Annotated in this window: 16 protein-coding genes, 1 tRNA gene and 5 pseudogenes; 5 read left to right on the top strand and 17 right to left on the bottom strand. The window is 64.4% G+C overall.

Going from position 1 to position 20676, the window contains the following annotated elements; genetic code table 11:
• Positions 1–219: 219 nt before the first annotated feature.
• On the bottom strand, positions 220–1191 hold the full coding sequence (locus tag ACETMP_RS08575) for an SDR family NAD(P)-dependent oxidoreductase (protein ID WP_375161865.1): 972 nt from the start codon (positions 1189–1191) through the stop codon (positions 220–222).
• A 394-nt stretch (positions 1192–1585) separates the two neighbouring features.
• Positions 1586–1930, bottom strand: coding sequence for a hypothetical protein (locus ACETMP_RS08580; RefSeq protein WP_375160603.1), 345 nt, complete (start codon positions 1928–1930; stop codon positions 1586–1588).
• Between the two features lie 455 nt (positions 1931–2385).
• Between ACETMP_RS08580 and ACETMP_RS08585 the strand changes: the two genes are divergently transcribed.
• From ACETMP_RS08585 to ACETMP_RS08595, 3 genes are all read left to right on the top strand, one after another.
• Entirely contained in the window at positions 2386–3627 is a 1242-nt protein-coding gene (locus tag ACETMP_RS08585; RefSeq protein WP_375160604.1) for an OpgC domain-containing protein, read from the top strand.
• Between the two features lie 600 nt (positions 3628–4227).
• A complete protein-coding gene (locus ACETMP_RS08590; RefSeq protein WP_375160605.1) occupies positions 4228–5718 on the top strand; it encodes a DUF2235 domain-containing protein in 1491 nt (496 codons plus the stop codon).
• Positions 5715–6488, top strand: coding sequence for a hypothetical protein (locus ACETMP_RS08595; protein ID WP_375160606.1), 774 nt, complete (start codon positions 5715–5717; stop codon positions 6486–6488). Before ACETMP_RS08590 ends, ACETMP_RS08595 begins: the two co-directional genes overlap by 4 nt.
• Positions 6489–6751: 263 nt before the next feature.
• Here the strand turns inward: ACETMP_RS08595 and ACETMP_RS08600 are convergent, their stop codons facing one another.
• The 8 genes and pseudogenes from ACETMP_RS08600 to ACETMP_RS08635 form a co-directional block, all read right to left on the bottom strand.
• Complete coding sequence (locus tag ACETMP_RS08600; RefSeq protein WP_375160607.1) at positions 6752–6988, bottom strand: hypothetical protein; 237 nt, start codon at positions 6986–6988, stop codon at positions 6752–6754.
• A gap of 62 nt (positions 6989–7050) precedes the next feature.
• A tRNA-Pro gene (locus ACETMP_RS08605) sits at positions 7051–7128 on the bottom strand.
• A 111-nt stretch (positions 7129–7239) separates the two neighbouring features.
• Positions 7240–7821 carry a MerR family transcriptional regulator gene (locus ACETMP_RS08610; RefSeq protein ID WP_375160608.1) on the bottom strand — a complete coding sequence of 194 codons (582 nt, stop codon included), beginning with the start codon at positions 7819–7821 and terminating at the stop codon, positions 7240–7242.
• A gap of 26 nt (positions 7822–7847) precedes the next feature.
• On the bottom strand, positions 7848–8192 hold the full coding sequence (locus ACETMP_RS08615) for an integration host factor subunit alpha (RefSeq protein WP_028136003.1): 345 nt from the start codon (positions 8190–8192) through the stop codon (positions 7848–7850).
• Positions 8193–8326: 134 nt separating this feature from the next.
• On the bottom strand, positions 8327–9307 hold the full coding sequence (locus tag ACETMP_RS08620) for a beta-ketoacyl-ACP synthase III (protein ID WP_375160609.1): 981 nt from the start codon (positions 9305–9307) through the stop codon (positions 8327–8329).
• Positions 9304–10366, bottom strand: a pseudogene (gene plsX, locus ACETMP_RS08625) (phosphate acyltransferase PlsX). The gene ACETMP_RS08620 and the pseudogene plsX overlap by 4 nt, the downstream one beginning before the upstream one ends.
• A gap of 301 nt (positions 10367–10667) precedes the next feature.
• A complete protein-coding gene (locus ACETMP_RS08630) occupies positions 10668–11237 on the bottom strand; it encodes a DUF177 domain-containing protein (RefSeq protein ID WP_375160610.1) in 570 nt (189 codons plus the stop codon).
• The gene (locus ACETMP_RS08635; protein ID WP_375160611.1) at positions 11234–11785 is read right to left on the bottom strand and encodes a ubiquinol-cytochrome C chaperone family protein; all 552 of its coding nucleotides are present in this window, start codon (positions 11783–11785) and stop codon (positions 11234–11236) included. Before ACETMP_RS08635 ends, ACETMP_RS08630 begins: the two co-directional genes overlap by 4 nt.
• A 98-nt stretch (positions 11786–11883) precedes the next feature.
• On the opposite strand from ACETMP_RS08635, the pseudogene ACETMP_RS08640 reads away from it, so the two are divergent.
• Both ACETMP_RS08640 and ACETMP_RS08645 read left to right on the top strand, forming a co-directional pair.
• Positions 11884–12370, top strand: a pseudogene (locus ACETMP_RS08640) (outer membrane protein assembly factor BamE).
• Between the two features lie 224 nt (positions 12371–12594).
• Positions 12595–13592: pseudogene (locus ACETMP_RS08645) on the top strand (Bug family tripartite tricarboxylate transporter substrate binding protein).
• Positions 13593–13739: 147 nt separating this feature from the next.
• Here the strand turns inward: ACETMP_RS08645 and ACETMP_RS08650 are convergent.
• The 7 genes and pseudogenes from ACETMP_RS08650 to nrdR form a co-directional block, all read right to left on the bottom strand.
• A complete protein-coding gene (locus ACETMP_RS08650; RefSeq protein ID WP_375160612.1) occupies positions 13740–15860 on the bottom strand; it encodes a sodium-translocating pyrophosphatase in 2121 nt (706 codons plus the stop codon).
• Positions 15861–16094: 234 nt separating this feature from the next.
• Positions 16095–17087 (bottom strand): thiamine-phosphate kinase, encoded by a 993-nt coding sequence (thiL, locus tag ACETMP_RS08655; RefSeq protein ID WP_375160613.1) that lies wholly within the window; start codon positions 17085–17087, stop codon positions 16095–16097.
• 176 nt (positions 17088–17263) lie between these two features.
• Positions 17264–17761, bottom strand: coding sequence for a transcription antitermination factor NusB (gene nusB, locus ACETMP_RS08660; protein ID WP_375160614.1), 498 nt, complete (start codon positions 17759–17761; stop codon positions 17264–17266).
• A gap of 3 nt (positions 17762–17764) precedes the next feature.
• Positions 17765–18255, bottom strand: a pseudogene (gene ribH / locus ACETMP_RS08665) (6,7-dimethyl-8-ribityllumazine synthase).
• A gap of 164 nt (positions 18256–18419) precedes the next feature.
• A complete protein-coding gene (locus ACETMP_RS08670; RefSeq protein WP_375160615.1) occupies positions 18420–19028 on the bottom strand; it encodes a riboflavin synthase in 609 nt (202 codons plus the stop codon).
• Entirely contained in the window at positions 19028–20176 is a 1149-nt protein-coding gene (gene ribD, locus ACETMP_RS08675; RefSeq protein WP_375160616.1) for a bifunctional diaminohydroxyphosphoribosylaminopyrimidine deaminase/5-amino-6-(5-phosphoribosylamino)uracil reductase RibD, read from the bottom strand. Before ribD ends, ACETMP_RS08670 begins: the two co-directional genes overlap by 1 nt.
• Positions 20173–20656: pseudogene (gene nrdR / locus ACETMP_RS08680) on the bottom strand (transcriptional regulator NrdR). Before nrdR ends, ribD begins: the two are co-directional and overlap by 4 nt.
• Positions 20657–20676 lie beyond the last annotated feature (20 nt).

The raw sequence follows: 20676 nt of genomic DNA on the forward strand, positions 1-20676 counted from the left end.
GCTGACCAAGCAGCCGCGCACCGAATGAGCGCCGTTCGAGATCACCATCGCTTGAACGAATGGTCACGCCGCATGCGTGTCATTCCAATCCGGCATGAAGGCCGGACATTGGCAAGAGGTGGCACGCATCATCGCACGCGCACCTCTTGTCATGATGATTATCCTACCTACATTGGCGCGTCCGCCAAGGCTCTCAATCAAGACTCTCAACCAAGGCCCTCAACCGAGCCGCCAGCCGACCTCCTGTGTAAAGCTTTCGTAGAAGGCGCGGTCATAGGCCTGCTCGGGCGTTGCGCGCACACGCTCGTCGAGGCGCTTGGCGTCCTCGCCGACGAGGATGCGCCAGCGCTCGGCCTTGACGCCGTCGAGGATGATCTTGGCAGCCTGTGCCGCCGTCGTCGGCGCATCCTCCAGGAAGCTGCGGGCGCGCTCGGCGAACACCGCCTGGACATCCTCGTCCGACATCTTGTCGGCATCCGGCACGCCGGCCGCGATCATGCGTTTGCGCGTCAGGGCGACCTCGTCGTCGCTGAGCCGCTCCGAGCCGTCGGCGCTCTGCACCTTGCGCGAGTTGGAGACGATAGAGGTGCCGATGTGGCCGGGCATCACCACCGAGCATTTGACGTGCGGGGCATGCAGGCGCAGGTCGTTGATCAGCGCTTCGGTGAAGCCCTTCACCGCGAATTTCGCCGAGCTGTAGGCGGTGTGCGCCTGGTTCATGCCGATCGAGGCCCAGAAGCCGTTGACGCTCGCGGTGTTGACGATGTGGGCCTCGTCCGCCGCCACCAGCATCGGCAGGAAGGTGCGCACGCCGAGATAGACGCCGCCCCAGCAGATGTTGAAGGTGCGCTCCCACTGCTCGCGCGTGTTGGTGAACAGGCTGCCGCCGCCGCCGATGCCGGCATTGTTGAACAGCAGATGGATCTTGTCCGTCTTCTGCTGCTCGGCGAGTTCGTCGCGGAAACGCTTCAGGTGATCCTCGATCGCAACGTCCGCGACATGGGTCGTGACGCGCAGACCCTGCGGCAGCTTCTCGCTCTCGCACAGCCGCTTGGTCTCGGCCATCGCGGCCTCGGAGACGTCGCACATCGCGACGTTGCAGCCCTCGGCGACCAGTTGCCGTGCGAGCTCGCGCCCCATGCCCGTGCCGCCGCCGGTGATGACCGCGATCTTTCCAGCAAAATCCTTCATGGGACTTTCGGCCCCTCCCTTGTCGGTATGTTTCTTCGACGCAGCGCCGCCCGCCGGCGCGCGCAAAATGTAGCAGCCCTGCATCGGCAAATGAAAGCGGATCGGCGATGCAACCTCCGGCATCACATATTTCGGCGTGCGGACTAAAGGGAGCTCACGTGATGACGCTCTCTGCATCTGGGCGCCTCGCCCGCGGCACATCCTTCGAGACGCCCGCCGTTGGCGGGCCCTCAGGATGAGGGCGGAGTGCGTTGCGCCAGTTTCAACACGCGGCGATGCTTGTCAGCCTCATCCTGAGGGACCGCTGAAAGCGGTCGTCTCGAAGGACGAGGCGCTTGCTCCGTCGTCACGGGGAGCACCGTTGCCAGGCGCGCCGGCTGGGGCGGAGCCGTATTCACCCGGTTCCCGTATTTGCCCGGCTTCGGTTTAGGGGCAGGTTTTTTACAATCCGAATCGCCAAATGGACTTTCGGACGCTGGGTCGAGTCGGCCAGGCCAGCGTGTTGTTTGCGTGTCACAGGCTCTGGCACTCCGCTTGCATCCTTGTCGTGGTCAGAAGCAACCGATGAGGTGACAGGAATGTTCGTGACCGTCGTAGCCGTGCTCTGCCGGCTGAGCGCAGCCAGCTCGGGCAGTTGTGTCGAGGAAATCGTGACCGACAGCAACATGACGCCCGAGATTTCGATGATGCAGTGCGCGGTCGGCGCACAGGCCCCCTCGCGAAATGGATGGGCGAGCATCCGATCTATCACGCCAATTGGCGCCTCGAGCGCTACAAATGCGTGCCGGGCCACTACGAGATCAAGGGCCACGCCTGACGGCCCCGCAAAACTACTGATCCGAACACGACGGATCGAGGAAACGCCCACCTCGCCTGGCCCGATAACACCGCGCGCGCGTTTTGCTCGGGACTAAGCTGTTATACATAATACCGGGGGCTCCCGGCAGGCCGCTTGACTCAGGTCAATATCCCGCTGGCCTCAGCGCGCCAACATTGTTCTACTGGCCGCATCAAACTGAACTCGCGGAAGGCCGCTAAGGATTTTGCCGACGACTGCCGGTTGCCTTGGGCGAAGACACGTTTGATCCTTTTGAAACGAGGCTCTCAGCCTGCCATCTAGCGTGAGCGTCTCGGCGGCTTCTCAATGCTGGATCGCGGACATCGATCGTGAATCGTTACACGATGGAAAGCAGAATGAAGCCCGCGCTTGCGCTGCCACCGCATCAACGTGACTTGCGTCTCGACCTGTTTCGCGGCCTCGCCAACTGGGCGATGTTTCTCGGCCATGTCCCCGGCACGGTGCTGGCGTGGTGTTCGTTCCGAAATTATGGATTTAGCGACGGGGCCGACCTGTTCGTGTTCATCTCCGGCTACACCTCCGCGCTCGTCTATACGCGAAAGATGGAGCGGGGCTTTGTGTTCGGCGCCAGCAGGCTATACAGGCGCGTATGGCAAATCTACACGGCGCATATCCTGCTATTCGTGATCTACCTGGCTTTCGTCCATTTCCTGTCGGAGAGGTTCAACGCGCCTGATCTGATCGATCTGTTCAACGCCGCACCGGTCACCAGCGCGCCGAGCGAGATGATGACGCAGGGGCTCCTGCTGAGATACAAGCCTCTGAACCTGGACGTGCTGCCGCTCTACGTCGTCTTGATGGGCCTGTTTCCTCCGATCCTCTGGTTGATGTTGAGATTTCCCGATGCCGTCATGATCGGGTCGGTGCTGCTGTATCTGGCTGCGCGGCAATTCCATTGGAACCTGCCGTCCTATCCGTCGGGAGGCTGGTACTTCAATCCACTGGCGTGGCAGCTTCTGTTTGTGACGGGCGCGTGGCTCGCATTGACGGGTGCGGGGCGCCTGCATTTCCTGCTGCGGTCCAGGATCGTGCTGGTTGCTGCGATCGCCTATTTGATTTTTGCGGCGCTCATGACGCTGGCTGGTCACCAGCCCCAGCTGCGGGCCTTGTTTGCGCCGGCCGTGTTCGAGCTTTTCAATCCCAACGACAAGACCAATCTGGCGCCCTACCGCTATCTTCATTTGATGGTGCTGATCATCCTTGGTGCCCGGTTCATACCGATCGATGCGAGCGGGCTACAAGCCGCCATCTGGCACCCCCTGGTGAAGTGCGGCCAGCACTCCCTCGAAGTGTTTTGTGTGGGCATTCTCCTGGCCTTCATCGGCTACTTCATCCTGCAGTTGGCAGGGAACGGCATCCCCGCTCAACTGCTCGTCGGAGCCGCAGGAATCGCGATCATGACCGCGGTTGCCTACTACAGATCCTGGTCGAAGCGCGTGGAGAAATCTCCACATGAGAGTCTGGTGGATGAAAAGAGAGCGCCGGAAGTCACCGGCGCCCTCGAACATCTGGTATTGCGCGGCGCCGAAACGGTGGCGCAGGCCGCTCGCGGGGCGGATTCGCGGCAGCCGCCTTGACGGACGTTTGACAACCGCGCCGGCCATCACGGTCGCGATGGAAGCCCATCGCATCGACCCCGAACTGCGTCGCGTGCTCGCCGAGCAGATTCCCCCGCACCGGCCAGCTCGCGGAGGTCAAGCCTACAACGGCGAGGTCCACGCCTTTCCTGCACTCCTCCTCGGGGGGCATTGAATCTCTAGCGGGATGCGACCGGCTCATAGGAAAATAGTCGTATCCGCAAAACGGGTTGTTTTTCTTGAGGAAGCCAGCGCTCAGGCTAGGCGCACGCGTTTCGGGTGGCTGTTCTGGTCAGTATCATTGTCTCTGAGGAGTTTCATGGTGTTCGCGCCGTTCCACTTCGCGGCAGCTATCGAACGAGAAGAATGCAGGCCTGCAGTTTCGGTCGAAACAACCTGCTTCACTACGATCGATCTCCGCATGAAGGGCGATGGGCGCATTCCGCTTTTGATTTCTAACGGGGGTGATCTCTGAGAGGCAGTCGCCCAGACGTTTGTCTAACATTTTAGATTTGAACAGCGACTATCCCAGGTTGAACTCTTGTCGGCACCTGTTACGCTCACTGCATTCGTCGATCAGTTTTCAGGGAGGGCGCTCGTATGGCCAGCCCCAAGATTATTATCCTGTCTGACGGCACCGGCAATGCCGCCTCAAGCGTCTGGCGCACCAACGTCTGGCGGATGTTCCAGGCACTCGACCTGGAAGGCAACAGCCAGGCCGCGAAATACGACGATGGCGTAGGTACCTCGTCCTTCGTGCCGCTCGCAGTGCTGGGCGGCGCATTCGGATACGGTCTCAAGCGCAACATTCTCGACGCCTACAAGTTCATCTGCCGCAACTACGATCACCAGAACCACTCGAAGATCTACCTCTTCGGCTTCAGCCGTGGCGCGTTCACCGTGCGCGTCCTCGGCGCGCTCATTCTTCAGCAGGGCCTGGTGGTGGCGGATACCGAAGCAGAGCTGCACAATGGCGCGGTCAAGGCTTACAGGGCCTACCGGGCCAAGGGCTACCATTCGATCCTACGGATCGAGGTGCTCTTCCGCGCCGTGCGCGACTACGTCCTGGTGCCGGTGCTGGACTTCCTGCAGGGCAACAAGCCCTATGCCAAAATCGTCCGCAAGGACATCCCATCCATAGAGTTCATCGGCGTGTGGGACACGGTCGCGGCCTACGGCCTGCCGATGGATGAGATGACGCGGGGCGTCAGCAACTGGATATGGCCGCTTGAGCTCCCGAATCGCATCTTGAGCCAACGTGTCCAATGCGCAAGGCATGCGCTTGCGCTCGACGATGAGCGGACGACGTTCCATCCCGTGCTCTGGACCGAGGAAGGCGAATCCAAGCCGGCGTTGCCCACCACCATTGACGACGAGCGCCTGGTCCAGGTCTGGTTCGTCGGTATGCACGCGAACGTGGGCGGAGGTTATCCCGACGATGCCGTTTCGTTCGTACCGCTGTCTTGGCTTGTGGACGAGTCCATCAAGCGCGGTCTCGTTTTTAAGGAGGCACCCTTCGCAGACCCAGACTCCATCAAACTGATCAATTCGGCGCAGGACAAGGACGGCCGCCTCTACGACTCGCGTTCCGGCCTCGGCTCTTACTATCGCTATGGCCCGCGGAAGGTCTCTGACCTGTGCAATGACCCGGATGTCGGCGTCAGCGTCAAGTTGCCGAAGATCCACGGAGTGTATTCGACCGTATCGACAGCGGCTGCAATGCCTATGCTCCGATCGGCTTGCCGCCGGAATACCTTGTGGTTTCCCGCAACGGCAAGCTCACGCCGCTCGGGACGACGACATTCGAAACGCCAGCGGGCGCAACCGCCCGTTTTGCGGCACAGGAAAAGCTCTGGAATTTCGTCTGGATGCGTCGGTTGGCGTATTTCGCCACCCTGGCCGCCACGCTGCATCTTGCGGCATTCTGGCTGTTCCACGACCGCATCAAGGAGCATGAGTTCGAGTCGCCGATCCGGATGGTCTCCGAACTCGTGCGGTTCATCGAGTCCTTCCTGCCGAAATCACTCCACTGGTGGACAGACTGGTACGCCGCAAACCCTGAATGGTTCGCCGGGGGCATCGCCGCCGTGATCCTGCTTATGGTTCTTGGCGGTAGCCTCAGCGCCAAAATCAAGGACCGGATGCGCCTGCTGTGGCGGGACCGGGCGGCGCCGGTGCCGCTCTCCGGCCTGATGCACGACGCCATTTACGCGTTCAGGACCCACCCGGCCTATCAGTTTGTCATCCGCGCCGCGAAGCGGCACGTCCTGCCCCTGTTTTTGGTGGTGGTGATGGTCTGGTTCGGCGCGACGGTCGCGAGCCATTTCCTGTTCAATGTTGCGGATTCGATGGGAGCATTCTGCAAGGGCACGGCGGAGGCAACGCTTATCCCGGTCAACAAGGGCATCGACCAGGACGGCGCGGACCTTGCGACGTCGGCGATCTGTGCGCCAACAGGCCTGAAGGTTTTTTCCGGTCGATCGTATGAGATCAGAATCGCGGTCACCGAGCCCTGGACCGACGCCGAGCGGCCGACGACACCTGCTGGTTTCCGAACCTCCACGGTCGAGCTTGCCAACCGGTGGAAGTTTCGCAGCGCCATTTTCCTTCGCCGCATCCTGTTCAGACCCTGGTACCGCATCATTGCGCGGGTGGGCGAGACCGGCGTGGACGAGTATTTCCTCGATCCGATCCCGCTTCCGAACACGACACCGCAGACGTACAAAGCAACGTTCAAGGCTGCACGCAGCGGCGAGCTGTTTCTCTACGTCAACGACGCGGTGATCGGCCTGCCGTGGCTCAGCGACACGTTTTACCCGAACAACGGAGGCAAAGCGAAGGTAACGGTTAAACTGCTGTGAGGCAATTCAGCCGCCGAACCTGCTGGACCGGCAGTTCGCTGCCGAGCGGCCGAACCAGAAGTGGATCGCCGACTTCACCTGTCTCTGGACCGCCGAGGGCTGACTCTATGTGGCGGCGGTGATCGACCTGTTCTCGCGTCGGATTTTAGGATAACCCGCTCTGCCTTCAGCTCCTAACTGGTCGGCCTCTGAAGGAAGGATAAGCTCCGTAGCCGAGCCAAATATCCGCACTAACCGCTGATGACCATCTCGGCTTTGAGCAATTAAGTCGCTGACCCATTGACCAGATGCCGCGTCACTTCGCGCTTGACCACTTCCGGCATCCCGACACGCGCCTGCTTTATCCTCATAACATCAAAAGTCAGTTCTGCCCGACGCCTCGAAGCGATTCGGAAAACCATCATCCCATCAATGACATCGCTACTGTGCATGGGGTTGTTTTCAGGCATTTTAGTTTGCCGCCCCATCGAAGCAGCCAGCCGCTGCCGATCGTCGCGCACGCGGCCCCGCCGGCGTGAGCCTTGCGCACGGTCGATCCGCCCGAAAAATGATTTGGATAAAATGGTCGGAGCGAGAGGATTTGAACCTCCGACCCCTAGTCTCCCAGACTAGTGCGCTAACCGGGCTGCGCCACGCTCCGAACGTCGTTCCATTAGCTAGGATCGGCGCGATGCGCAAGGCGAGGCCGCAGCATTTTGGTGCCAGCCGCCCACGGCCCTGGAACTGCCCGCAAGCCGGCCGGATGCGGCCCCTACCCGTCCTTCAGCGCCTGGTCCAGCATCTCGCGGCAGGCGACGAGGTCGGCGAGCGCCCGTCCCAGGCGCTCCCGGTCCAGCGCGCTGGGACCAGTGGGCCCGGCGGGGGTGCCGCCCTTGCGGAAAGTGGTGAGGATCTCCTCGTCATCGACCTCCGTGAAGCGGAAGTCGATGCCTTCCTCTTCGTCGCCCTGGTAATCGTCATCGTCGGTGTCGGTGACGCCCTTGATCGGCGCCTCCTCGTCCTCGGGCTCCATCAGGCTGGCGCCGATGGCGTCCTCGATGGCGCCGAACGAGACCGCGGCGGCGCTGTCGGCGAGGCCCTGCACCGATTTGACGCCGTGCTCCTTCAGGATCCGCTGCACCCCGCGGATGGTATAGCCCTCGCCGTAGAGCAGGCGGCGGATGCCCTTGAGCAGGTCGACGTCATCAGGACGGTAATAGCGGCGGCCGCCGCTGCGCTTCATCGGCTTGATCTGCGAGAAGCGGGTCTCCCAGAACCGCAGCACGTGCTGCGGGATGTCGAGCTCCTGCGCTACTTCGCTGATGGTTCGGAACGCATCCGGCGCCTTGTCCAAATGCCAGTCCTTTCCGAAAAGGCGGGTTACGCCTCTTGCTGAGCCTTGCTGGTGGCGTCGCCGTTGGCGCGGTGCTGGCCGTTGATCCGCTGCTTCAGGATCGCCGACGGCTTGAACACCATGACCCGGCGCGGCGAGATCGGCACCTCGGTGCCGGTCTTCGGGTTGCGGCCGATGCGCTGGCCCTTCTTGCGCACCATGAAGGACCCGAATGAGGACAGCTTCACCGTCTCGCCCTTCTCCAGGCAGTCGGTGATCTCCTTCAGCACCAGTTCCACGAAGGCGGACGATTCCGTGCGCGACAGGCCCACCTTCTGGTAGACGGCTTCGCACAGATCGACTCGCGTTACGGTTTTACTTTGATCGGTCATCGCCCTGCCCCACCTCACGGCGAACAATTGTTGTCTGAAATTATGAGCTTACGATACGGCGGTCAACAGCGCTCATCAATGCAGGCGCATCGATAATCGCGGCTGATTCCGGCAAAATTTTATCGAGTGTGGCTCTACCAGCGCACCAGCGCCGAGCCCCAGGTGAAGCCACCGCCCATGGCTTCCAGCAGCACCATGTCGCCCTTCTTGATGCGGCCGTCCTTGCGCGCCACCGACAGCGCCAGCGGGATCGAGGCCGCCGAGGTGTTGCCGTGACGGTCCACCGTCAGCACCACCTTCTCCGGTGCGATATGGAGCTTGTGGGCGGAGGCGTCGATGATCTGCTTGTTGGCCTGGTGCGGCACGAACCAGTCGATGCTGTCGGCATTGAGCCCGGTCGCCTGGAAAGCATCGACGATGACGTCGGTGATCATGCCGACCGCGTGCTTGAAGACCTCGCGGCCCTCCATGCGCAGGTGGCCGACGGTCTGGGTCGAGGATGGCCCGCCGTCGACGAACAGCTTGGCCTTGTGGCGGCCGTCGGAGCGCAGATGGGTGGTCACGACGCCGCGGTCGGTGGCGGCATTGCCCGGCTGCTCCTGCGCCTCCAGCACGACCGCGCCGGCACCGTCGCCGAACAGCACGCAGGTGCCGCGGTCGTTCCAGTCGAGGATGCGCGAGAAGGTCTCGGCCCCGATCACCAGCGCGCGCTTGAAGGCGCCGGTGCGCAGGAAATTGTCGGCGGTGGCGAGCGCGAACACGAAGCCCGAGCAGACCGCCTGGAGGTCGAAGGCCGCGCCGTGGTTGATGCCGAGCGCGTTCTGCACGGCGACCGCGGTGGCGGGAAAGGTGTTGTCCGGCGTCGAGGTCGCCAGCACGATGAGGTCGATCGACTGCGCATCCATGCCGGCGTCGCTGAGCGCGGCCTGCGCCGCCTTGATCGCCAGATGCGAGGTGAACTCGCCCTCGGCCGCGATGTGGCGCTCGCGAATGCCGGTGCGCTGCACGATCCACTCGTCGGAGGTGTCGATGCGCGCCGCCAATTGGGCGTTGGTCACCACCTGCTCCGGCAGATAGGAGCCGCAGCCGAGCACGACCGAACGAATTTGAGTCACGAAACAACCTCCTGCGCGGCCTGCACCGAATTGAGTGCACCACCCTCGCGGTTGAGCATCTGATTGATCTTGTTCAGGAGATCGTAGTGAGCCATCTCATAGCCAACATCGATCGCATAGGCAAAGCCTTCGGCGCTGGTTCCGCCGTGGCTTTTGACAACCAAGCCGTTCAGACCCAGGAACACGCCACCATTGGACTTGTTCGGGTCCATCTTGTCGCGCAGGGCCTGGAAGGCGCTGCGGGCAAAGAGATAGCCGAGCTTGGACAGCCAGCTCCGCTTCATCTCGTCGCGGAGTAATTCGGCCATCTGCCTGGCGGTTCCCTCGGCGGCCTTGAGCGCGATGTTGCCGCTGAAGCCTTCGGTGACGATGACGTCGGCCAGCCCCTTGCCGATGCCGTCGCCCTCGACGAAGCCGATATAGTCGAGCTCCGGCAGGTTCCTGGCCCGCAGGATCTCCCCGGCCTCGCGGATTTCCTCGTGACCCTTGATCTCTTCGGTCCCGATATTGAGCAGCCCCACCGTGGGCCGCTTCTTGTCGAACAGCACGCTCGCCATCGCGGCGCCCATCAGCGCCAGCGCCACCAGATGGTGCGCATCGCCGCCGATGGTGGCGCCGAGGTCGAGCACGGCGGACTCGCCGCGCCGGGTCGGCCAGATCCCGGTAATCGCCGGGCGATCGATCCCCTTCAGCGTGCGCAGGTGGGAAGCGCGACATCGCCATCAGCGCGCCGGTATTGCCGGCGGAGACCGCGACATCCGCCTCTCCCTTCTTCACCGCGTCGATGGCAAGCCACATCGAGGACGTCTTGCGGCCGCGCCGCAGCGCCTGGCTCGGCTTGTCCGAACCACTGACGGCCACGTCGGTGTGGATGATCTTCGAGGCGGCTTTGAGCTGGGGGTGCCGGTCGAGCTCGGGCTCGATCTTGGCGCGGTCCCCGACCAGCAGGAACTCGGTGCCGCGATGCCTGCCAAGCGAGATGGCCGCGCCCGGAATGACCACGGCGGCGCCGCCGTCGCCCCCCATGGCGTCAAGCGCAATGCGAACCTTGCTTGGCATAAAAGTCCTGGAAAACCTGGTCTGGTGCGGTCCTGAACGAGCGGGGCCGCGGAATGGGTTCGCCACGGACGTGGCGACCGGTCAGGCACCACGCCGCGCCCCGACCGGGGCGCGACAATAGCGTTTTGTTACCCCGAAACAACCTCTTGCCCCCAGCCTTTTGCTTTCCGGGCGATCCGGCTGGGAAAGCCCGTAACTTGCAAGAAATCCTTTGAAATCAGTTGAATAAAGGATTCTGTGAAACCATCCAGGCAAATGCTTCGCGCACCCTCGCAAGGCGATCCGACGTGGAAGGGCCCGGCTATCGGCCTTTCTTCTTGTCCTGGAGCGCCTTCAACGCGGCAAACGGATGGTCCTCCGGATCGGGGGCGGTGACGTCAGGCTCGAACACGGCCCCCTCCTTGCGCGGATAGGGATCGATGGCGAGGAACAGGGCGTCGGTGGCGACCCGGCCGAGGTCGATGATGCCACCCACGATCGCCTCCGGCGGATCGGCGACTTCAGGCGCCGCCGCGTCGTCCTGGCCCTCCTCGATCAGATCGGCGAGGCGCCGCGCCTCGGCTTCGGGGGCGAACATCAGGTCCACCTCCTCCTCGATCTCGCTCTCGATCGGATCCAGCGTGACCACGCAGGTCTGCCCGACCCTGGCCCGGACGGTGCCGGTCACCTGAACCCGGCCGCCGCTCCTGGGCACCACGTCGAGGTCGGCGCTGGCGGACAGGACCTCCCGCACGCCGCCGACCTCGGCGATGGCCTGCCGCTCGCCGGCCGAGGCCTCGAGCTTGCGGTGCAGGCCGGTGTCGGGGATCTGGGCAACGATGACAGGTGCCCGCCAAGGATCGGGCTGGGATCCGGTCGCTGGTCGGCTCATGGCGTGACATCCTCGGGAAGCGCTGGAGGAAACCGGAAGGAGGCCTGCAGCAGCGCAGCCTCGTCGGCCCGGACGAGAGCGGCCTCACTGGCCCGGGCATAGGCCGCGAGCCGCTCCGCCTGGTCCAAGCCGGTCCCGTTCAAGATATTCTTGCAGATCGCCTCCGCCAGGGCCTTGCCGCCGGCCTCGATGGCTTGGTCATAGGCCTGGACGCGACCGTAAAAGGCCTCGCCGAAGGCCCGCATCCGCTTCGGCACAGTCTGGTCGCCCACCCCCATCTCGCGCAGATTGTCGTCCATATCCTCGCAGAATCGGTCGAACAGCGCCTGCGACAACTCGCTGGCGTCCCGAGCCGTGCGCAGGCGGCGCAGCAGCAGCCACAGATGCATCAGCAACAGGTCGAAACGCCCGTTAACCGTATCGGGCACGGCCAAGTCGCGGTAAAATATGGGTTCTCGCGCCTGCGTCACGATCATGCCATAGATGGCTTCAATGGTGTCCGGCGGGGTGAGCCGGGGGTTCCTGAAGTGATTGAACGGCCAAAGCATTGTGGTTTCCGCAAGCGGGCGCGCGCGAGTTGCATTCAGACGCCCAGCCCGGTACTTCAGCGCCTCGCGCGACGCAAGGGGACGGAATCAGTTCCGCTATGACGACAACGAACCAGACCAGCCTGCGCGCGAACACGCGACGCGGCCTCCACGCACGCTGGCGCGCCTTGCGCATGCTCGCCGCCGCGACCCTGGTCGGCGCCGCGCTCGCCGGCTGCACCGGCGAACAATTCCAGAAGGGTTACATCCTGCCGCCCGGCGCGCTGGAGCAGATTCCTGATCGGCGCGAGCCAGGATCAGGTGCTGATCGTGATGGGCACGCCCTCCACCGTCGCCACGCTCGACGGCGAAGTCTTCTACTACATCTCGCAGCGCTCGGAGCGCACGGTCGCGTTCATGAACCAGAAGGTGGTCGACCAGCGCGTGATCGCGGTCTATTTCGACAAGAACCGGCGCGTGCGGCGGCTGGCGAACTACGGCCTGCAGGACGGCAAGATCTTCGACTTCATCAGCCGCACCACGCCGACGTCGGGTCAGGAGATGAGCTACCTCACGCCGCTGTTCAAGCTGCTCAGCTTCAACTGAGTCGCGAAAGCGTTTTCGAGCGACGTCGAGGACCGGCTCGCCTCGAGGCAACGCGGCGCTGCAGAACAAGTGTCTGAAGCGCCTTCCAATTCCGCCGGAAGGTAAATCGCCCTCGCCTGCGGCGTCGTGCCGCCCTCCATGCGGCACTTGCGCTCGCGCACGACTTGCCGTCGCATCTGCGGTTCCCTACGCTCTCTGCAAAGAAAGAAGCAGGGAGTGGATTCGTGCCTAAAACTTTTTCCAGACGTCGCGTGCTTACCGCTGCTGCCGGCCTTTCGGCCGCAGCGATTCTGCCGCGATCGAGCCTTGCGGACTGGAAGCCGACCGAGACCGTCCGTCTGGTCGTGCCGGCCGCAGCCGGCGGCTCGACCGACGTGATGGGCCGGCTTTTGGCCGCGCATCTGCAAAACGCATGGGGCCAGTCGGCCGTCGTGGAAAACCGCTCCGGCGGCGGCGGCACCATCGGCACGGCCGAGGTGGTCCGCGCCAAGCCTGATGGCCACACCATCCTGGTCGGCAATCCGGGCCCGAACGCGATCGCCTACAGCATCTTCAAGAATCTCTCCTACAAGTCCGACCAGCTTCAGCCTGTCACCAACATGATCCGGATTCCGAACATCGTGTCGGCGCATCCGAAGACCGGCATCAAGTCGATCCCCGAGCTGATCGCCTATCTCAAGGCCAATCCGGACAAGCTCAGCTACGCCTCCTCCGGCGTCGGCCAGAGCCCTCACCTCACCGGTGCCTGGTTTCTCCAGCTCACCGGCCTGAAGATGACGCACATCCGTTCCGCGGCGCCGGCCCTGCGCTCCAGGCCGCGCTTGCCGGCGACATCCAGATCCTGTTCGACAACCTCTATCCGAGCCTGCCGCAGGTGCAGAGCGGCACGCTCAACGGCCTCTGCGTCACCACGACCGAGCGCAGCGAGCTCGCGCCGAACCTGCCGACCATGCGCGAGAGCGCGCCGGAGCTGGCCAGTTTCGACGTGTCGTCGTGGTTCGCGGTGTTCCTGCCGAAGGGCGTCTCGCCGGAGGTGCTGAACGCGCTCAATCTCCAGATCAAGGCGATGCTCGAGCGCGACGACGTCAAGAAGCAGATCGCCGCCATGGGCGCCCGCGCCGACTACGGCACGCCGCAGCAATTCGCCGCCTTCGTGGATGCCGAGACCAAGAAGTTCGCCGGCATCATCCAGAAGGAAGGGCTGCAGATGGACGTGCAGTGACGCGCAGCGTCATTCCGGGGTGATGCGCAGCATCGAACCCGGAATCTCGAGATCCGGGTCTGGTCCTTCGGACCATCCCGGAATGACAACCGAAACAAAAACCCCGCGGCTCGCGCCGCGGGGTTTCTTCTTTCACCTTATCGTCCCTCAGTGCGCCAGGATCGCCAGCAGCAGCAAGGCCACGATGTTCGTGATCTTGATCATCGGGTTCACCGCAGGACCCGCCGTGTCCTTGTAGGGATCGCCGACGGTGTCGCCTGTTACCGCCGACTTGTGGGCATCGGAGCCCTTGCCGCCGAAATGACCGTCCTCGATGTACTTCTTGGCGTTGTCCCAGGCGCCGCCGCCCGAGGTCATGGAGATCGCGACGAACAGGCCCGTCACGATGACGCCGAGCAGCATGGCGCCGACCGCGGAGAACGCCGCCGACTTGCCGACCGCGCCGCCGCCCGCGATGAAGTAGATCACGAAGTAGACGACGATCGGCGACAGCACCGGCAGCAGCGAGGGGATGATCATCTCCTTGATCGCCGCCTTGGTCAGCAGGTCGACCGCCTTGCCGTAATCAGGCTTGTCGGTGCCCTGCATGATGCCCGGCTTCTCGCGGAACTGACGCCGCACCTCCTCGACGATCGCGCTGGCGGCGCGTCCCACGGCCGTCATGCCCATCGCGCCGAACAGATACGGCAACAGGCCACCGAACAGCAGACCGACCACGACGTAGGGGTTGTTGAGCGAGAAGTCCGGATTGACGCCGGCGAAGTAGGGATACTGTGCGGAGCCGGCGACGAAGAACTTGAGGTCCTCGTTGTAGGCCGCGAACAGCACGAGAGCACCGAGACCGGCCGAACCGATCGCGTAACCCTTGGTCACCGCCTTGGTGGTGTTGCCGACCGCGTCGAGCGCGTCGGTCGATTTGCGCACCTCCTTGGGCAGTCCCGCCATCTCGGCAATGCCGCCGGCGTTGTCGGTGACGGGGCCGAAGGCGTCGAGGGCGACGATCATGCCGGCCAGCGCCAGCATGGTGGCGGTCGCGATCGCGATGCCGAACAGCCCGGCGAGGCTGTAGGTCACCAGGATGCCGGCAATGATGACGATCGCAGGCAACGCGGTCGCTTCCATGGAGATGGCGAGGCCCTGGATCACGTTGGTGCCGTGGCCGGTCACCGAGGCCTGGGCGATCGACTTCACCGGACGGTAGTCGGTGCCGGTGTAGTACTCGGTGATCCAGATGATCAGCGCGGTGACGACGAGGCCGACCACGCCGCACTCGAACAGCGCCATGCCGGTGTAGTTGACGCCCTCGAGCTTGCCGAAGCCGATCAGGTAGTAGATCACCAGCGCGATGCCGATCAGCGACAGCACGCCGGTTGCGATCAGGCCCTTGTAGAGCGCGCCCATGATCGACTGGCTCGGCCCGAGCTTGACGAAGAAGGTGCCGATGATCGAGGTGATGATGCAGATGCCGCCGATCGCGAGCGGCAGCGTCATCATGCTGGCGAGGATCGGCGTCTTGGCGAAGAAGATCGCCGCCAGGACCATGGTGGCGACCGCGGTCACCGCATAGGTCTCGAACAGGTCGGCGGCCATGCCGGCGCAGTCGCCGACATTGTCGCCGACGTTGTCGGCGATGGTCGCCGGATTGCGCGGATCGTCCTCGGGAATGCCGGCCTCGACCTTGCCGACGAGATCGCCGCCGACGTCCGCACCCTTGGTGAAGATGCCGCCGCCGAGACGGGCGAAGATCGAGATCAGCGAGGCGCCGAAGCCGAGCGCCACCAGGGCGTCGACGACGACACGACTGTCAGGCGCAAGCTTCAGCGAATGGACCAGGAAGGCGAAATAAAGCGTCACCCCCAGCAGTGCGAGACCCGCGACCAGAAGGCCGGTGATCGCGCCCGCCTTGAAGGCGAGCTCGAGGCCGCCGGCGAGCGACGTCGTCGCGGCCTGGGCGGTGCGCACATTGGCGCGGACCGAGACGTTCATGCCGATGAAGCCGGCCGCTCCCGACAGGATGGCGCCGATGGCAAAACCAACCGCGACATAGAGACCGAGGAAATAGGCAAGCAGCACGAAGATGACGATGCCGACGATACCGATCGTGGTGTACTGGCGCCGCAGATAGGCCTGTGCGCCCTCACGCACCGCCCCTGCGATCTCCTGCATGCGCGGCGACCCCGCATCCGCGCTTAACACCGAAGACGTCGCCCAAATCGCGTAGACGACAGAAAGCACTCCGCAGAGCACTATCAACCATAATGCTGTCATGTGATGTTTGCCTCAGATCCTTGATGTATCCCCGGCGCCTCTTGTTGTCCGTTGTGCGGTGCGGCGCCTTGATTTCGAACAAAGCCGCCCCTTGCCCAAAAGGGGCGGCCTCAGTCGGCCGCGAGCTTGCCAAAATCAAATTGAGGGTGCAACGCCGGATAAGGCCGAAACCGCCGATCTCGGCAGGTATTTAGAACCAAGTGCCGAGAACTAAGATGCCGGTTTGGAGCGATTCTAGAAGTGGCTGTAGGACAACCGCGTCAAAGCCAGCTCCTGGCCCTGCTTGTCCAGGAAGCGCGGCCTCTCCTTCCCCGCGACGATGGTGCCGATCGCCGTGACGGCAAGGCCGGCCGCCCGCCCCGCGGCAATCAGCGCGTCGGCTTGCGCCGGCGGCACGGTGCACAGCACCTCGTAATCGTCGCCTCCCGCGAGCAGCGCCTCGATGCCAACGACATTGCGGGCGATCAGGCTCGCTGCCGCGGCCGAGAGCGGCACGCTTGCCACGTCGACCGTGCCCGAGATCCCGGACGCCGCGCAGAGCTTCACCAGATCGCCGGCGAGCCCGTCGGAGACGTCCATCGCCGCGGTCGCATGATCGCGCACGGCCCGCGCCAGCACATTGCGCGGCTGCGGCACGCGATAACGCGAGACCAGGGCGTCCTTCGCAGCGGGACTGCCCGCGAGCGCCGTTGCGGCAGCGCCGCCCTTGAGCACGTCGAGGCCGAGCGCGGCGTCGCCGATCGTGCCCGTCACCAGGATGCGATCGCCCGGCCTCGCGCCGGTGCGGCCGACCATCCGTCCCTGCGGCACGCGGCCGAAAGCCGTGATCGAGATCATCTGCGGACCCGGCGTCGAGACCGTGTCGCCGCCGAGCAGCGGACACGCGAATTCTCGTGCGTCTTCGCCCAGCGCGTCGGCAAACGGCCGCAGCCAGGCATCCTCCTTGCTGCGCAGCGCCAGCGTCAGCACGAAGCCGGCCGGCACCGCGCCCTTGGCGGCGAGATCGGACAGGTTCACCCGCAACGCCTTGCGCGCAATGGTGTCAGGCGGATCGCTGGCAAGATAGTGCACGCCCTCGACGACGGCGTCGGTGGTGACGACGATGTCGTCGCCGGACGCCGACAGCACGGCGGCGTCATCGACCAGCCCGAACGCCCCGGGATCGGTCGCCAGCGGCTTGAAATAGCGCGCGATGAGGGCGTCTTCGGCGGAGGGATTGTTTGCCATCAGCGCCAGCCACCTCCACCACTGTCATCGCCCGGCTTGGCCGGGCGATCCAGTATTCCAGAGACGGTCGTGTGAAATCGATAGGCCGCGGCGTACTGGATGCCCCGCCTTCGCGGGGCATGACAGTGGAGAATGGGGCAGCCGTATCGCATCACTTCTACCGCCCTCGCGGGAAACTACCCCCGCCCGAACTCGTCGCCGCGAAACTGGCGGCCGATCTGGTCGAGCACGGCGTTCACCATGCCGGTCTCCTCACGGTCGACGAACGCATTGGCGACGTCGACATATTCGGAGACGACGACGCGGCCCGGCACATCCTTGCGATGCTCCAATTCGTAGGCCCCCGCCCGCAGCACCGCGCGCAGGATCGCCTCGATCCGCTTCAAGGGCCAGCCCTTCGAGAGCGCCTCGTCGATCAGCGGATCCAGCTTCTTCTGGTCGCGCACGACGCCCGAGACGACGTCGCGGAAGAAGGCGGCTTCCGCCGGCAGATACGTCTCGCCCTCGACCTCGTTGCCGAGCCAATGGCTCTCGAACTCGGCGAAGATGTCGTTGATGCCAGCGCCGGCGATATCCATCTGGTACAGCGCCTGCACGGCCGCGAGCCGCGCCGCACCGCGCCGGTTCGCCTTCTTCTCGGCAGGGCCTGCCGGCTTCCTGGTGTTGTCGGCCATGGCTCAGGCCTGCGCCAGGCGGCGTTTGATGCGCAGCATCGCAAGCGCCGCGCGCGCAGCATCGCCGCCCTTGTTGAGCTCGCTGGCGCGCGCCCTCGCCCAGGCCTGCGCCTCGGTATTGACGGTGAGGATGCCGTTGCCGAGCGGCAGCTTGCGCGAAACCGCGAGATCCATCAGCGCCCGCGAGGATTCCTGCGAGACGATCTCGAAATGAATGGTGTCGCCACGGATCACGCAGCCGAGCGCGATCACGGCGTCATAGGGCTTGCCCTTCGCCGCCGCGGCATCGACCGCGATGGCGACCGCCGCCGGGATTTCCAGCGCACCGGGAACCGTGATCACGTCATGCGTCAGGCCGGCCGCCTTCAGCTCGGTCACCGCGCCGTCCAGCAGCGCGTCCTGGAGATCGTCGTAGAACCGCGCCTCGACAATCAGCGCGCGCGCGCCGGAAATGTCGGTCTGGTCCTTCAGGGTGCGCGGCGCGCGTCTGCCATCGTTCAATCCGTTTCGAAAGGGGTTGGCGCTATGTAGTCGCCGGAAGCACGTAAGCCAAGTTAGAAAGAGACTGTCATTCCGGGGCGATGCGAAGCATCGAACCCGGAATCTCGAGATTCCGGGTTCGGCTCTTCGAGCCGCCCCGGAATGACGGCCTTGCCGATCACTTCATTTCGGTCAGCCGCGCCGCGTAGCGGGCCATCAGATCGACCTCGATATTGACCTCGTCCCCCGCCTTCCAGCCACCGATCGTGGTGACCGTCAGCGTGTGCGGAATGATCAGCACCGAAAAGGTCGCGTCCTTCACCGTATTGACCGTCAACGAGACGCCGTCGAGCGTGATCGAGCCCTTGGTGGCGATGAACCGCGCCAGCTCCCGCGTGGTCGAGAGCTCGAACCGCGCCATGTCGGGCAGGTCCTCGCGGCTGACGATGGTCGCGATGCCGTCGACATGGCCGGCGACGATGTGGCCGCCGAGCTCGTCGCCGATCTTCAGCGCACGCTCGAGGTTGAGCCTGGTGCCCAGCTTCCAGTGCTTCGCCGTCGTCAGCGCCAGTGTCTCGGCCCCTGTATCGACCTCATACCAAGTCTTGCCATTTGCGACGCCGGAGGCGACCACCGTCAGGCAGACGCCGTTGCTGGCGATCGAGGCGCCGTCGGCGATCGTGGCCTGATCATAGCGGCAGGCGATGCGCAGCCGGTGCAACTGGCCCTGCGCCACAGGCGTGAAGCCGACGACCTCGCCGATATCAGTGACAATGCCGGTGAACATTACGCGCGCTCGTAGACGGTGAGAGTATCCTTGTCGAATGTTTCGCTAGCATGAACCTTGTAGGCCTGCGACTGCGTGATTTTCGACAGGGGCAATGCATCGAGCGCATCGACGCCGCCATTGCCCACTGCTTCCGCGCCGCGGAACAGCCAGATCTCGTCGACGAGGTCGGCCGCGACAAACGAGGACGCCACCCGGCTACCGCCCTCGACCATCAGGCGGGTGATGCCCTTCCCGGCCAGCGCCTGCAGCACGGCCGGCAGATCGAGCCCGGAGGCGCCTGCCGGCGGGGTGCGGATCACTTGCGCGCCGGTTGCACCAAGCCGCGTCGCGGCTGCGGCTTCCGCAAGCTCAGAACCCACCACCCAGAGCGGCGTCTCGCGCGCGGAGCCTATCAGCCTGCTCGCGCCGGGAATCCGCAGGCTCTGATCGAGCACGACGCGCACCGGCGAGCGCGCCGCCATGCCTGGCAGGCGGCAGGTGAGAAGCGGATCGTCCGCCAGCACCGTTCCGATGCCGACCAGGATCGCATCGCTTTGCGCACGGAGCAGATGCACCCGATTGCGCGCCGCCTCCCCCGTGATCGCGACCGGCTTGCCGCCGGCCGCACCGATCTTTCCGTCGGGAGAAACCGCGAGCTTCAGGATCACATGCGGGCGCTTATCGCGGATGCGGCGGAAATGCCCGGCATGATCGAATGCGGCCTCCGCCGCGCACAGGCCGACGTCCACATGGACGCCGGCGGCGCGCAGGCGCGCATGACCCTGGCCCGCGACCTCAGGATTGGGATCTTCGATCGCCGCCACCACGCGCTTGATGCCGGCCGCAATCACCGCATCGGCGCAAGGCGGCGATTTGCCGAAATGCGAGCACGGCTCCAGCGTGACGTAGAGCGTGGCACCGCGTGCGGCTTCGCCGGCCCGCAGCAAGGCTTCGGGCTCGGCATGCGGACGCCCGCCTGGCTGGGTCCAGCCGCGACCGACGATCGCGCCATCCCTGACCACGACGGCACCGACGGCCGGGTTGGGCCAGGTGCGTCCCTGCCCGCGCCTGCCCAGCGCCAAAGCAAGCTGCATGAAACGAAGATCGGCGTCCTTGGCCTCGCGGGCCTTCTGCGCGAACTGGTCTTCCAGGATGCGGAAGATCATTTGCGGATCGCGGCGAGCCGCGCTTCCTCCTCGCCGGAGAGCTCGCCGAGCACCTCGGCGAAATCCTTGGCCTCGCGGAAATTGCGATAGACCGAGGCGAAGCGCACATAGGCGACGTCGTCGAGCGTGCGCAGATGCTCCATCACGGTCTCCCCGATCACCTCGGACGAGATCTCGGCCTCGCCCCCGGTCTCGAGGCTCGCGCACGATGGTGGAGACCATCTTCTCGACGCGCTCCGGCTCGACCTGGCGCTTGCGCAACGAGATCTGCACCGAGCGCATCAGCTTGTCGCGGTCGAACGGCACGCGGCGGCCGTTGCGCTTGATCACCGTGAGCTCGCGCAGCTGCACGCGCTCGAAGGTGGTGAAGCGGAAATTGCAGGCGACGCATACGCGCCGCCTGCGGATCACGGACGAGTCCTCGGTCGGACGCGAGTCCTTCACCTGCGTATCGAGACTGTTGCAGTTCGGACAGCGCATCCGCTTGCCTTGATCAGTTT

Source organism: Bradyrhizobium dasycarpum, from assembly GCF_042019905.1.
GTDB lineage: Bacteria > Pseudomonadota > Alphaproteobacteria > Rhizobiales > Xanthobacteraceae > Bradyrhizobium > Bradyrhizobium japonicum_B.

Bases quoted from the DNA above. Each gene is read 5' to 3' on its own strand.
- ACETMP_RS08575 (WP_375161865.1), bottom strand. From the start codon at position 1,191: ATGAAGGATTTTGCTGGAAAGATCGCGGTCATCACCGGCGGCGGCACG.
- ACETMP_RS08580 (WP_375160603.1), bottom strand. From the start codon at position 1,930: ATGCTCGCCCATCCATTTCGCGAGGGGGCCTGTGCGCCGACCGCGCAC.
- ACETMP_RS08585 (WP_375160604.1), top strand. From the start codon at position 2,386: ATGAAGCCCGCGCTTGCGCTGCCACCGCATCAACGTGACTTGCGTCTC.
- ACETMP_RS08590 (WP_375160605.1), top strand. From the start codon at position 4,228: ATGGCCAGCCCCAAGATTATTATCCTGTCTGACGGCACCGGCAATGCC.
- ACETMP_RS08615 (WP_028136003.1), bottom strand. From the start codon at position 8,192: ATGACCGATCAAAGTAAAACCGTAACGCGAGTCGATCTGTGCGAAGCC.
- ACETMP_RS08630 (WP_375160610.1), bottom strand. From the start codon at position 11,237: ATGAGCCGACCAGCGACCGGATCCCAGCCCGATCCTTGGCGGGCACCT.
- ACETMP_RS08635 (WP_375160611.1), bottom strand. From the start codon at position 11,785: ATGCTTTGGCCGTTCAATCACTTCAGGAACCCCCGGCTCACCCCGCCG.
- ACETMP_RS08650 (WP_375160612.1), bottom strand. From the start codon at position 15,860: ATGACAGCATTATGGTTGATAGTGCTCTGCGGAGTGCTTTCTGTCGTC.
- thiL (WP_375160613.1), bottom strand. From the start codon at position 17,087: ATGGCAAACAATCCCTCCGCCGAAGACGCCCTCATCGCGCGCTATTTC.
- nusB (WP_375160614.1), bottom strand. From the start codon at position 17,761: ATGGCCGACAACACCAGGAAGCCGGCAGGCCCTGCCGAGAAGAAGGCG.
- ACETMP_RS08670 (WP_375160615.1), bottom strand. From the start codon at position 19,028: ATGTTCACCGGCATTGTCACTGATATCGGCGAGGTCGTCGGCTTCACG.
- ribD (WP_375160616.1), bottom strand. From the start codon at position 20,176: ATGATCTTCCGCATCCTGGAAGACCAGTTCGCGCAGAAGGCCCGCGAG.